Annotated in this window: 10 protein-coding genes; all 10 read left to right on the top strand. The window is 49.1% G+C overall.

Annotated elements, in window-relative coordinates:
* The first annotated feature begins 21 nt into the window (after positions 1-21).
* The 10 genes from NYE29_RS05300 (at position 22) to NYE29_RS05255 (ending at position 13,289) form a co-directional block, all read left to right on the top strand.
* Complete coding sequence (locus NYE29_RS05300) at positions 22-906, top strand: carbohydrate ABC transporter permease (protein ID WP_038598596.1); 885 nt, start codon at positions 22-24, stop codon at positions 904-906.
* A gap of 13 nt (positions 907-919) precedes the next feature.
* Positions 920-2,428: a gluconolactonase gene (locus NYE29_RS05295; RefSeq protein ID WP_340894721.1), complete on the top strand. Its 1,509-nt coding sequence runs from the start codon at positions 920-922 to the stop codon at positions 2,426-2,428.
* On the top strand, positions 2,409-3,029 hold the full coding sequence (locus tag NYE29_RS05290) for a YIP1 family protein (RefSeq protein WP_340894720.1): 621 nt from the start codon (positions 2,409-2,411) through the stop codon (positions 3,027-3,029). Before NYE29_RS05295 ends, NYE29_RS05290 begins: the two co-directional genes overlap by 20 nt.
* Positions 3,030-3,043: 14 nt before the next feature.
* A complete protein-coding gene (locus NYE29_RS05285; protein WP_340894719.1) occupies positions 3,044-5,623 on the top strand; it encodes a DUF5696 domain-containing protein in 2,580 nt (859 codons plus the stop codon).
* Positions 5,620-6,519 (top strand): carbohydrate ABC transporter permease, encoded by a 900-nt coding sequence (locus tag NYE29_RS05280; protein WP_076110393.1) that lies wholly within the window; start codon positions 5,620-5,622, stop codon positions 6,517-6,519. The genes NYE29_RS05285 and NYE29_RS05280 overlap by 4 nt, the downstream gene beginning before the upstream one ends.
* Positions 6,520-6,543: 24 nt before the next feature.
* A complete protein-coding gene (locus tag NYE29_RS05275; RefSeq protein ID WP_076110392.1) occupies positions 6,544-7,548 on the top strand; it encodes a carbohydrate ABC transporter permease in 1,005 nt (334 codons plus the stop codon).
* An 87-nt stretch (positions 7,549-7,635) separates the two neighbouring features.
* On the top strand, positions 7,636-9,555 hold the full coding sequence (locus NYE29_RS05270; protein WP_340894717.1) for a cellulase family glycosylhydrolase: 1,920 nt from the start codon (positions 7,636-7,638) through the stop codon (positions 9,553-9,555).
* A 194-nt stretch (positions 9,556-9,749) separates the two neighbouring features.
* Positions 9,750-10,304: a hypothetical protein gene (locus NYE29_RS05265; RefSeq protein ID WP_340894716.1), complete on the top strand. Its 555-nt coding sequence runs from the start codon at positions 9,750-9,752 to the stop codon at positions 10,302-10,304.
* A 50-nt stretch (positions 10,305-10,354) separates the two neighbouring features.
* Entirely contained in the window at positions 10,355-12,478 is a 2,124-nt protein-coding gene (locus tag NYE29_RS05260) for a class I SAM-dependent methyltransferase (RefSeq protein WP_340894714.1), read from the top strand.
* Between the two features lie 163 nt (positions 12,479-12,641).
* Positions 12,642-13,289 (top strand): GntR family transcriptional regulator, encoded by a 648-nt coding sequence (locus NYE29_RS05255; protein WP_076110388.1) that lies wholly within the window; start codon positions 12,642-12,644, stop codon positions 13,287-13,289.
* The last annotated feature ends 75 nt before the right edge of the window (positions 13,290-13,364 follow it).

Below are 13,364 nucleotides of genomic sequence, written 5' to 3'. Positions count from 1 at the left end.
GGCATGAATATCCCCTTTCAAATGAATGCAAAACAACGGTTAAGCCGGTCGATCCGAATGCCGAAAAAGCGGGTGAACCGTTCAGCATGGGGCACTTTATCTTTATTCGCCCTGCTCACCGTATTTGGAGCATTTATGATTCTGCCGCTTGTCTACGCTATTAATAATGCGTTCAAGCCGCTGGATGAAATTTTTATCTTCCCGCCGACGTTATTTGTCCGCCATCCAACGATGAACAACTTTATAGATCTGTTTAACCTGCTCGGAAATTCCTGGGTTCCGTTCTCGCGGTATATTTTCAATACGGTATTTATTACCGGCACGGGTATTGTCGGTCATGTATTGCTGGCCTCGGCAGCGGCGTACCCTCTCGCTAAACATCATTTTCCCGGCAAAAAGATATTGTTCAGCATCGTTGTCTTGTCGCTTATGTTTACGCCGGCAGTAACCGCGATGCCAAACTATATGATCATGTCCTGGCTCGGGTTGATTGATACTTACTGGGCAGTCATTATTCCGGCGTTTGCTTATTCACTGGGTTTATATTTAATGAAGCAATTTATGGAACAGATTCCGGATGTGCTGCTGGAAGCCGCTAAGATAGACGGGGCAAGCGAATACCGCATTTTTTGGTCCATCGTTATGCCTAACGTAAAGCCGGCTTGGCTGACGCTCATCATTCTATTATTCCAAATTCTATGGGGCAGTGACGGGAACGGGTTCATTTACAGTGAACAGCTGAAGTCGCTTCACTTTGCGGCGGGCCAAGTGGTGGCCGGGGGGATTGCCCGTTCCGGTGCAGCGGCGGCGGTAGCTCTCATTTTAATGAGCGTACCCATTACTCTGTTTGTTTTTTCGCAGAGCCGGATTATAGAGACGATGGCTACTTCGGGAATGAAGGACTAAGGGGGGAAGACAGTTGATAGCAAAAAAATGGCTGCCCGCGGTTATGGCAGCATCCCTGCTGTTAGGTTATGCAGCTCCTGCGCCGGCGTCTGCTGAATCTACGCCCTATGAGAGCTACAACTATAATTACTGGGAAGAGGCGGTACCTGCTCCTGCTGCTTATATACCTGACCGTACCCTATCCGGAAAGGAACTCGGTGTGGGCGATTTTCTGGACCCCGGCGATATGGTCGTTGCGGCAAGCGGACTGATCTATATTGCTGATAGCGGGAATGGACGGATTATTTGTCTGGATAGCGACTGGAAGGTCAATAAGGTTATTAGCGGCTTCGATAACAAGGGCAAAGCGGAAAAATTCAAGAATTTAAGCGGATTATATGTTAATCAGGAAGGCAATCTGTTTATTGCCGATACGGATAACGGGCGCATTGTTGTTCTGTCCCCGGGCGGGGACTTGCTCCGGATGATAGAGCACCCGAAGTCCGATATTTTACCGGCTGACTTCAAGTTTATTCCTGTTAAAGTGACCGTAGACCAGGCGGAACGTGTCTATGTCATCGCTAAAGGGATATTCGAAGGGATTATGCAGTTTGATAAAAACGGTGAATTTATCGGTTATGTCGGTACGAACAAGGTGAAGCGTGACTATACCGAATATTTATGGCGGTTACTCTCCACCAAGGCGCAGAAAGCGCAGATGGCATTGTTTGTGCCTACAGAGTTTTCCAATATTGATGTTGATTCTAAAGGGTTTCTGTATGCCACGAACATTGATCCGGGCTCGAAGGAACCGATAAAACGTCTGAATCCATCCGGTGAGGATGTGCTGAAGCGATTCGGATACTTTGATGTTAAAGGTGATATCAGGTTCCGCATCTCTATAGGACCTTCTAAGTTCACGGATATTAAAGTTCTTGCCAACGGGATGTACAGTGCTCTTGATGCTAACCAGGGCAAAGTGTTCACGTACAACGATGAAGGTGACCTTCTCTATGTGTACGGCGGTAAAGGCAACCAGGTCGGAACCTTCAAAATACCGGCAGCCATAGAATTCTCTGGCGGGAACCAGCTTGTACTTGACCGCGGCAAAGGAAACATAGTTATCTTCAAGCCAACCCGGTTTGGCACAAGTGTCAATCAAGCGGTAGGGTATCACTATAATGGCGAGGATGCCCGGGCTGTCCCGGTGTGGAAGGAAGTTCTGAAGCTGAATTCCAACTATGATATCGCTTATATCGGCATTGGCAAATCATTGCTGATGGACAAAAGCAATAAAGAGGCGCTGAAATATTTCAAGCTCGGAATGGACCGCGACGGTTATTCTGTTGCCTTCAAACGGTATCGCAGGGAAGTCATGCAGGAGCACTTCGGAACATTTCTAACCGTGATAATGGTCCTGGTGTCAGGATGGCTTGCTTTCAGGCTCTTTCGCTTCTGGAGAAGAAAGCGGCTGTCAGGAAGATCCCGGCAGGCTTCGCAAAACCTTAAGGAGGGTAAAGCCCATGAGGCAGGATTTCATTAAATTCCCGCTGCACCTCATTGTGCATCCGTTTGATAGCTTTTGGGATATGAAGTATGAAGGAAAAGGTAAAATCCGGGTAACGTTGACGATTTTACTGCTTGTAGTTATTTCGATGATTTTAAAAAATCAGTTCGCAGGATTCCTTGTCAATTATAATGATCCGCGTCATCTGAATAGTATCATACAATTATTAACGATTGTATTTCCCTTCTTTCTGTGGTGCTTATCAAACTGGGCGATCACAACTTTAATGGATGGGGAAGGGAAATTCAAAGAAATTATGATGGCCACAGGTTATGCGCTTGTTCCCATCGTGATCATTTATACGCCGATGATTATTGCAAGCCGGTTTATGGCGGAGGAAGAAACGGCCTTTTATTATTTGATGATGTCGATCTCCTCCATATGGTTTGTAGCTCTTTTATTCGTTGGTATTATGACCGTCCATCAATATACCGTGCTCAAAACAGTGGTAACGATGCTGCTCACGGTTGTTGTCATGGGAATTGTCATATTTCTGGGGACGCTCGTATTAAGCATGCTCCAGCAAATCATCGAGTTCTTCGTTAACATTTATCGGGAATTAACATTCCGTACGTAAAGGAGGCCGCACCTGTGAAAAATCGTAAAATGCTGGTTGCGGTACTCGCCTGTGCCGCAGCAATTCTAATTCTTGCCGGTTCTGCCCTGTTCTTCACATCCCGCGGAGTAAAGGCTGTTGAAGCCTCCTCCTATATGGAAATAACTGCTGAACTGGAAGCCGGAAGCGAGCTAACTGCACTGTCTGATTCGTCCAAGGGTGTACCGGGAATGCAACTGGTAGCCGACGATACGGAGCTGTCTTTATACTACAATCCTGAAACCACGGAAGTAGCGGTTAAGGATAAACGCCAAGGTCATATCTGGTACAGCAATCCTGTCAACCGCGAAGAGGATGCTCTGGCTTCGGGGTTCGAGAAAGAACTGCTGTCGTCGCAGTTAACAGTGTTGTTCCGTGATGCTGTAGGCACGCTGGAATCCTATACCAACTTCGCCCAGAGCATCAGCAGCAAACAGTTTACTGCCGAAAGCATTAAGAATGGGCTTCGTATTGTGTATACGATTGGAGATACATCGATCGGAATCGACGCACTGCCTAAGTATATAAGCAAGACGAGAATGGAAGAAAAGGTTCTGTCCAAGCTCGATAAACCCACGGCAAAATACGTGGGGCTCCGCTACTACCCGAAAGAGGGCGACCCGGAGGTGCTGGAGCGCATAGATGCACAAGTCTCCAAACCGCTGGTGCTGAGCAAAATGACAGCGGCCTTTACCAAGTCCGGTTATTCTGCAGAAGACCTGGCTTTCGATAATCAGGAGAATGGAGTGGGGGACGGGGCCGGAACGACCAAGCCGAATTTTGTCGTTCCGCTGGAATACCGGTTAGACGGGGGAACTCTGGTTGTATCCGTCCCTGTGAGCCAAGTCAAGGAAAGCGGGGACTATCAGATTCGCAGCCTTGAGGTGCTCAATATGTTCGGTGCTGCCGATCAGCAGACCGATGGCTATATGCTCGTTCCTGACGGTTCCGGCAGCCTGATCCATTTGAATAATGGAAAAGTGAAGGAAGAGCAGTATGTACAGCGTGTGTATGGCCCCGACCCGAATGATAACAGCTATAGACGCGGGCAAGTCAGTGAGAATGCCAGAATGCCGGTATTTGGATTAAAGGCTGGTGATGCTGCCTGGTTCGCCGTGATCGAAAAAGGAGATGCCATAGCCAGCATAGCCGCCGATATCAGCGGCAAGAAGAACTCGTACAATTTCATTCACAGCAGCTACACCTTACGGGGTGAGGATGAGCTTGAGCTGTACACCGGATCTACCATTCAGGAAATACAACTCCTGAATGAGGAAATTTACAAAGGCGATATTCAAGTTCGCTACAGCTTCCTGAACAATGACGAGGCCAGCTATTCAGGAATGGCTGAGTTGTACCGGAATAAGCTGGTGACGGAGAAATCACTGCAGCCTTTAGAGGAGGGGCAGGGCATTCCTTTTTATCTGGAAATGCTGGGGGCTGTCGACAAACAAAAGTCATTTCTTGGCGTACCTTACCGGTCCGAGGTGGCAATGACCTCCTTTGAGCAGGCTGCGCAGATTGCCGATCAATTGAAGCAGGATGGCATTGACCGGCTGCTTATGCGCTATACAGGCTGGTCTTCCAAAGGTGTAAACCATGCTACACCCAATAAGCTGAAGACTGAAGATGTGCTGGGAAGCAAGTCGGAGCTCCTTACATTAACGGAAAAGTTGGAGCAATCAGGTGGAACATTATTCCCCGATGTGGCCTTCCAGCAGATTTACCATAATGATAGCGGCTTTACACCTTCCTCCGACGCATCCAGATTCGTGACAAGGGAAGAGGCAGAGCTCTATCCATACAATCGGGCATACAACGGGATGGATATGACGCTCGGAAGCTACTATTTATTGTCCCCTGCCAAGCTGCCTTATTATGTTGACGAGTTTATGAACAAGTATAAATCCTTCGGGATGAATGGCGTATCTTTGCGGGATCTCGGCAATGTACTCAGCTCGGATTTCCGGGTTAGCCGTGTTATACAGCGGGAAACGGCCAAACAAATCGTGGAAGAGCAGCTTAGTAAACTCGACCAGAACATCGATCAAACCATGATCGCAGGGGGGAATGCCTACGCATGGCCTTACTCCGATCATCTGATCAATGTACCGGCATCCTCCAGCGGATTTTTGCTGACCGATGAAGAGATCCCTTTTTATGAAATGGTTGTTCATGGTTTTATCAACTATGCAGGGACTCCGGTTAATCTGAGTGATGAGCAGGATCTCAAGCAGCAGATGCTCCGCTCAATTGAGCTGGGTGCAGCACCCTATTTCTCGTGGTCCTATGAACCCTCCTCCAAGCTGAAGTTCACTCATTTTGACAGCAAGTATGCGACCTATTACAAAGATTGGTACGATCAGGCGGTTTCGATGTACAAGGAAGTCAATAAAGTACTCTCCCCCGTACAGAATGCGCAAATCGTGAACCATATACGCCATCAGGAGGGTGTTGTGGAGGTGCAGTACAGTAATGGTATTTCGATCTATGTGAATCACACAGATAAGGATGTCACCGTCCATGGGTTCGCAATCGGAGCCGGACAATATGGGATAGAAGGTGAGCAGTCATGAGAGGAAGTAAGCTCAGCTTAAATCACAAGCGCTCTTTTCTGGGAATAGCCTTTATTGCGCCGTGGCTGCTTGGGTTCGTGTTCATGTTCGCGACTCCGCTCATTCAGTCCATCAAATTCAGCTTCAGTAAATTAACTGTAGATCCATCGGGCTTCTCATTAGATTGGGTAGGCTGGTCCAACTTCAACAATGCTTTGTTCGTAGATGCAACCTTTAACCGGGTATTAACCGAATCTGTCAGGGATATGGTGCTTAACGTTCCGATGATCCTGTTCTTCAGCCTTTTCTCGGCAACGCTGCTGAATCAGAAGTTTCGGGGTAGAATTCTGGCCCGGGCCATATTTTTTCTGCCGGTCATTCTGGCCTCTAACGCGATATCGGCGGCAGAAGCGTCCGGACTGATCAATCTGGTTGGTGATGCGACGGCTGTCAACGAATTGGGCCAATCGGGCTCACAGTACAATGTCATGTCGATGGTTATGATTCTGCGTGATATCGGGCTGCCGCTGTCATTCGTGGATTATATTGTAGACGCGATCCTGCGGATCTATGAGATTATTACGAGTTCGGGCGTACAAATTCTGATCTTTCTGGCCGCGCTGCAGTCTGTTCCCGGGGCGATGTATGAGGTGGCGAAGATTGAAGGGGCAACCGCCTATGAATCCTTTTGGAAAATCACATTCCCGCTAGTGAGTCCGCTCATCTTGACCAACGTTATTTATACCATTATCGACTCCTTCTCGGGTAGTAGCGTGACCCAAATGATATTCTCAACCGCATTCACCACACAAAACTTCGGTCTCAGTGCGGCGATGTCCTGGATCTATACGCTGATTATCAGCCTCATCCTGATTATCGTTGGTTACGTACTGTCTAAAAGAGTGCATTACAACTGATTAATAGCAAAGGAGGGTACGGCTATGCAATCTCCTCAACCCGTTCACAGAGAAGCGAAACACTATAGAGTTCAGAAGGTCAGAGGTAAGGCGGTTGATATTTTGTATGCATTGTTCCGGTACGCGCTTGTCATCGGGATTTCATTTATTATTATTTACCCGCTGCTTATGAAATTCTCCATCTCCTTCAAGGATAAAGCAGATATTTATAACCCGACGATTTATATGATACCGGTCCACTTTACGCTGGATAACATCAAGATGGCGATGCAGATTCTGGATTATTTTCCGCTGCTGGGGAATACCTTGCTTTTCGTCGTAGTGACAACGCTGCTGACTACGGCTTCCTGCGCCTTGGCGGGTTATGGCTTTGCCCGGTTCAACTTTCCGGGAAGCAACATCCTGTTCGCGCTCGTCATTCTAACCTTGCTTGTACCTACCAGCACACTGATGGTGCCTATGTACCTGCATTTCCGAAGCTTTGATATTCTGGGGATTATTCATCTGATCACAGGCAAAGAAGGCATCAACCTGCTCAATACGTATTGGCCTTCCATCATTACATCAGCGACAGCGATCGGATTAAAAGCAGGCTTATTCATCTATATTTTCCGCCAATTCTTCAAAGGGATGCCGAAAGAAATTGAGGAAGCCGCTTTGATTGACGGCGCGGGAGGCGTTAAAACATTTCTGCAGATCATGCTGCCTAATGCAGTCTCCCCGATGATCACAGTTATTTTGTTCTGCTTTGTCTGGCAGTATAACGATACCTTCTTTACCTCGCTCTTCATGAGTGAGGTGGCGCTTATGCCTACGAAGGTCAGTTCGCTGGCGGCTCAGGCCAATGCCTTGCTTCCGGGGTTGCTTGGGATAGGTGCAGGCGGCTCTAGTATTAAGGCAGATCCAAACCATGTGGCCATGATTATTGATACCGGCATCTTGCTGGCGATTATCCCGCTGATCTTGCTGTATATGGTGGTGCAGCGTTATTTCGTAGAGAGCGTTGAGCGCAGCGGTATTATTGGTTAACAGAATACATTGCTTCATGGGGAAATGAAATGCTGGAGACCCGCGTAATGTGCCTCCAGCATTTTTTATTAGGAAGGGAGCCGGATAATGAAGCCTAAACGTTTGTTCGTCATGATTTGTATGTTGCTGCTGGCCGTGACGGTGACGGCTCTACCTGCGCATGCAGAAACCAAAGAAAAGAGGAGTGCCATGCAAGCTTACGTCGAAGCCATCGGACCGGGCTGGAATCTAGGAAACACCTTCGAGGCTACGGGTGAGGAAACTTCATGGGGAAACCCGAGTACAACCCAGGCATTTATTAAGCAAATTGCTGCTGAAGGCTATAAAAGCATCCGCATCCCGATTACCTGGAAGCACCGGATGGGCGACGCTCCTGATTATGTGATCCAGAAAGAGTTTATGGCACGGATTCAAGAAGTCGTCGACTGGTCGCTGGCTGCGGATCTTCATGTCATCATTAACCTTCATCACGATACAAGCTGGGTCCTGAACATGGAGGCGGAGCATGATGAAGTGGTTGCCAGATTCAATGCGGCCTGGACGCAGATTGCGGGGCATTTCAAGGATTATCCGGACACGCTGATGTTTGAGAGCCTGAATGAACCGCGCTTTTCCGAGGATTGGAGCAAGGACACCCCTGAATATTTTGCGATGCTGGATGAACTGAATGTTTCTTTTCATGCTATCGTTCGTCATTCCGGCGGAAATAACAATAAGCGTCCGCTCGTGCTTTCTACTCTTACGGCTGCTCCAACCCGGGCCAGACTGGATGAGTTAGCCAAAACCATTACGAAATTAAACGACGATAGGCTGATTGCAACGTTCCACTACTATGGATATTATGCGTTCAGTGTGAACCTTGGAGGTTCGACCACGTTCGATAACACGGCCAGGGAGGATCTGATTCAGGCTTTCGACCGGGCTTACGACACCTTCACCGCCAAAGGGATTCCTGTTATCGTGGGGGAGTTTGGCCTGCTTGGGTTCGATAAATCGCTGGATACTGTTCAGCATGGCGAAATTTTGAAGTTTTTTGAATACGTCACCTACTATTCCCGGGAAAAAAAGATGCCGCTGATGCTGTGGGATAACGGCCAGCATTTCGATAGGCGCACCCTCAAGTGGGTGGATGAGGAGCTTCATCAGGTGATGAAGCAGGGCTGGAAGGGCCGTTCCTCCAACGCGGAAACGGATTCGGTCTATATTCTTAAAGATTCGGAAATTAAGGATCTGGTCATTCCCCTGAATTTGAACGGGAATACCTTCACCTCTCTGCTCAATCAGGAAAATGCGTTAGTGAAAGGTACGGATTATGAGCTTGACGGAGAAAACTTAATCCTCAAGTCTGCATTGCTGCAAAAGCTTGTCACGAAGAAGTATGGAATGAATGCGACCTTAACCGCTACGTTCAGTGCGGGTGCCGACTGGAAAATAAATATTATTTATTATGACACGCCCGGCCTGATTAGTGCGCAAGCCCCGGAGGGGATATTCACGATCCCGACCTGGTTCAACGGGGACAGCCTGGCGACACTGGAAGCCGTCTATACGGCTGGCGGCAATGCCGGTCCCAATGATTGGACTCCCTTCAAGGAGTACAAACGTATCTTCTATCCGGACTATACCACTGGAGAGATCAAGTTCACGGACGAATTCTGGAAGGAAGTGAAGGATGGAGAAGTGCAGCTGAAGCTGCATTTCTGGAGCGGCGCAGTGATCCCGTATACGATTACAAAAGCAAGCGGGAAGATCGTAGGGGTATCCGCAGAGGAAGCGAAGAAGAGAGCGACAGTAAAACAACAAGCAGTGGAACAAGCAGCCGAAACACCGGCAGATACACAGGCAGGCTCTGGCGATTCAGCAGCAGCGGCCGTTTCAGCACAGCTCTCCGGCGATGACTCTCCATCAGATGAAGGAAATCATATCCTGAGCATCCCGGTGGCGGTAGCCTCACTCCTGGTCTTGGCAGGTGCGGGAATGTACTGGTGGAGAGCAAAGAGGCGATAATATTGCGAATGGGATTTCATTTGGATACAGTACAAACAAGTCTTCTTGCCAGGTTTTACTCTGGCAGGTTAGAATACGATTATCCTGCAGAACCAGTATAAATAAACGATACGACAAGCAGCAGGCCTCTCTTTGGAAGCTTGCTGTTTGTTATATCGGCAATTTCTTCGGGGGAATTTGAAGGGTGGTCCGAAATGGCTAATACCATAACAAGATCAGACGCAGAGGCGGATCAGGAGATTAGGTGTTCAAACGGCTTATTTTCCGTAGTGATATCCGTACTTGCACTGAGTGGATCGCGGATTGCAAGAACATCGGATGAGAAGGATTTTGTTATATGGCTGGCCGAGCATGATCAATCTGTACTGGGAAGTGGTACCTGCGGCTTTACAATCTCGGAAATGCCATGGTCAAGAGACCGGATGCAACTGGAGAAGAGCTTTTTAGACACAACCATTGAAGGGGCCATCCGCTGCTTGGGATGGGGCATGCTCGATTATACGCCCAATGTAACCATGCTCGAACCCGCACTTAATCAGTTTAGGACGCTTGTAAACGAATTGCAGGAGACGGAAATCGATTTTGCTGTTGGCCAGTTGTGGCGGGAGGAGCAAGAAGCGGAACGGACCCTTCCGGGTGAATATCCTGTATGTGGTCAACATCATGTTCTTTTATGCTGGCACGGGTGTGTTGTTTGTCATGAGAACGCCGGAATACTTCCTGCCGATTCTGATTCAAATGGCCGGTAGCAGGGCTATGGTATAGAGAGAGTTGTTCAATTACATAGGGAGGCACAAACATGCTGAAATCATTGCAAGCGATTGAATCGTACCGTGAAAGGGAAGAGTTGCCCGCAAAGGCATTTCCCTGGCTGAAATATATTGTTCAGGCTGAGCAAACCATTGTCAATCTGGAGCGGGTGGAATCGCTGCGCGAACTGGATGAACAGAATCCTGTGCTGGATTATGTGGAACGGAGCTTACGCCTGCTGGATAGCCTGCCTTTGTCCTACTGGATCAAGGAACTGGCCGAGGAGACACTGGTCTGGTCGGAGACGGCAAAAGGCGGAACTTCCCGCCAGCGCCGGATGTGGCAGCTGGAAGGCATTAATTATTTCGTACATAATATCGGCTCGGCGCAGCTGTACTGGCGGTATGCCGGGGGAGATCCGGCAACAGAGCATAAACCGCAAGCGGGCCAGCTCACGGCGGCAGGGGTAGCAGATGCGGAGAAGACGATGATCGTACACCGGCTGATCGAGACTCACGGACTGATCGGGCAGCAGATTCGCGGTGAGGTTCCGCCGTCCGCAAACCGTCCGCTGTCAGCCATGGTGGAGGAAGGGCTTCTGACTGCAGATGAGCTGGAACGGCTGCTGTTCGCGCTGAACCATTGCATCATTTCCGCCGTTTCCCCCGAGCTGTGGCAGGAGGTGCGCACGGAGGTTATGGAGCTGATTGCGGCAATTGCATCAGGCGCTCTGGATGTCCCGCTGCCGATGGAGGAACGGCTGGAACGTATGCGATCGGGGCCGATTGCCAAAGGGGAGGATTTCGGCAGCGAATGGAGCAGGCTGGAGTCCGAAGGGTTTCGGCCTTCCTTGCTGGAACCGCTGCAGCCCCTTACCTTCTGGTATGTGGAGTCGGCACTCCAGACCTTCTCGCTGGAGCAATTCCTGAAAGTGATAGCTTTGACCGCCTGCGGCGCCGAACTTTCCGGTCTGAATCATATCAGCTTTGAGGCTGTCATGAATTCGCTCCATTATGACTACAAAGGCGTGAAGAAGATAAATGTGTACAAGAAGCGGATTATCGAGAAGTATTTGTCGGAATTAACCTGGCAGGATATCACGAGCGGAACCGCGTCTTCCGGTAATCCGCATCTTGCCCACCGGCTTCGGCGGCAGGCTCACTTGCCGGATACGGTGTTCTTTGATTTTGAATTCTCACCCGCCGCAGAGAAGCTGATCGAATTCTGTATGGAAGCCGAGAAGTCTGCCTTGTATGAACGGGCGGTACTGCTGCTGTTCGATCTGTTCGATCTGCGCCGCGATGCCTTTGACCGGTTCCATAACGAGGACAGCTATTTGAGCCAGATGAATGATACAGGTGATTATAAAGCAGTGATTCTGGAGTATGTCACCGGCAGCAAAGTGCTGGATATTGGACCCGGCGGAGGTGTACTGCTGGATTTGATTGAAGCGCGTATGCCGGATGTCACTCCGGTCGGCATTGATATTTCCAGCAATGTGATTGAAGCGCTGCGGCAGCGCAAGCAGCGGGAAGGGCACCGCTGGGAGGTACTGCAGGGCGATGCGCTGAACCTGACGGATTTCGTGGACACGGGCAGCGTAGACACCGTTATTTTCTCATCAATACTGCATGAGCTGTATTCGTATGTGCCGCTGGATGGCGTCAAATTTAATCATGGGACAGTGGCCGCAGCTCTGCGCAGCGCCTTTGATGTGCTGTCAGCCGGCGGTGTGATCATCATCCGCGACGGGATTATGGGCGAGCCGGAGAGTGATCAGCGCCGCGTACGGTTTCTGGAGGAGGACGGGATGGCCTGGCTTGCACGTTACGCCAAGGATTTTGCCGGACGCCAAATTCAGTATTCGGTGACCGGTGAACAAGAGGTGCTGATGCCTGTAAATGATGCCATGGAATTTCTGTACACCTACACTTGGGGAGAAGAAGCGTATATCCATGAGGTCCAGGAACAGTTCGGTTATTTCACTCCCTGCCAGTATGCCGATTTTATCAAGCGCAGTCTAGGCGAACGGGCGAAGGTTGAAGTGTTCCGGCACTATTTGCAGGAGGGTTATACGGAGGCGCTGCAGGGCAGGGTGGTCGTTATGGACGAAAGCGGCGAAGAGGTGGCGTTGCCGGACAGTACCTGCTTTATTGTGATCCGGAAAGCATAAGGCATTGATCTCAGGAAGGCTGAAGCAGGGTGTGCAGCGTGTAGAAATGATTCGGGAGGAATTGCCTCGCAGTGATGATCTAACTTTACAGATGATGTATTCAGATAGTATTATAATCAGCGTATTGTTGTGATGATCATGACCGGTGAAGGAGACTGTGTATATGGGCAAGCAGAACCAAGCGCAAATTGCATACGACAGCATTCTTCGGGATATCAAAGAGAACCAGCTAACCCAAGGCCAGCCCATTATAGAAGAAGAATACGCCAAGAAGCTGGATATGAGCCGGACTCCGGTAAGAGAAGCGATCAGACTATTGTCCGTAGAAGGATTTGTGACCGTTTACCCTCGAAAAGGCGCGTATGTCAGTGTACTGACAGCAGAAGATGTGAAGGAATGTTACGAAATGATGGAAGCCGTTGAGGGGATGATCGCTTATCTGGCCGCACAACAGCCTTCTTCTGAGCATGTTAACCAGCTTACGGAACTGATCGGCAGAATGAATGAGCAAAAAAGTCTGTCTAACTTCCATCAGTGGAAGGAATATGACATCGAATTTCACCGGACCCTGCACCGCATGTGCCCTAATAAGCTACTCATTTATCATGTGGAAAAGCTGTTCCACAAAACCTACCAAATTCAGACCCGGTTTGTGGCGGGAGTCAATTTGGAGAAGGCGACAGAGGAGCATCAATTCATACTCGATGCAATCATCGCTAAAGATTCCGAGAAAGCCAGGTATTATACACAGCAGAATTGGAACAGAGCCAGAAATGAACTGGTGAACTACGGATACAACGATAAGCTGTAGGTATCCTGAAAGGTTCATTTTGCAGCTTAAAACACATTGGTATCGTATGGACAAGCCATTTGTTGCGCCCCCAAT

The organism is Paenibacillus sp. FSL M7-1046 (assembly GCF_038007405.1).
In the GTDB taxonomy this organism is placed as follows: Bacteria; Bacillota; Bacilli; order Paenibacillales; family Paenibacillaceae; genus Paenibacillus_AQ.
This window is presented reverse-complemented; position numbering and strand designations above follow the sequence as displayed.

What these genes read in the sequence shown, in the direction of transcription:
- NYE29_RS05300 (WP_038598596.1), top strand. Translation starts at nt 22, where the DNA reads ATGAATGCAAAACAACGGTTAAGCCGGTCGATCCGAATGCCGAAAAAG.
- NYE29_RS05290 (WP_340894720.1), top strand. Translation starts at nt 2,409, where the DNA reads ATGAGGCAGGATTTCATTAAATTCCCGCTGCACCTCATTGTGCATCCG.
- NYE29_RS05280 (WP_076110393.1), top strand. Translation starts at nt 5,620, where the DNA reads ATGAGAGGAAGTAAGCTCAGCTTAAATCACAAGCGCTCTTTTCTGGGA.
- NYE29_RS05275 (WP_076110392.1), top strand. Translation starts at nt 6,544, where the DNA reads ATGCAATCTCCTCAACCCGTTCACAGAGAAGCGAAACACTATAGAGTT.
- NYE29_RS05270 (WP_340894717.1), top strand. Translation starts at nt 7,636, where the DNA reads ATGAAGCCTAAACGTTTGTTCGTCATGATTTGTATGTTGCTGCTGGCC.
- NYE29_RS05265 (WP_340894716.1), top strand. Translation starts at nt 9,750, where the DNA reads ATGGCTAATACCATAACAAGATCAGACGCAGAGGCGGATCAGGAGATT.
- NYE29_RS05260 (WP_340894714.1), top strand. Translation starts at nt 10,355, where the DNA reads ATGCTGAAATCATTGCAAGCGATTGAATCGTACCGTGAAAGGGAAGAG.
- NYE29_RS05255 (WP_076110388.1), top strand. Translation starts at nt 12,642, where the DNA reads ATGGGCAAGCAGAACCAAGCGCAAATTGCATACGACAGCATTCTTCGG.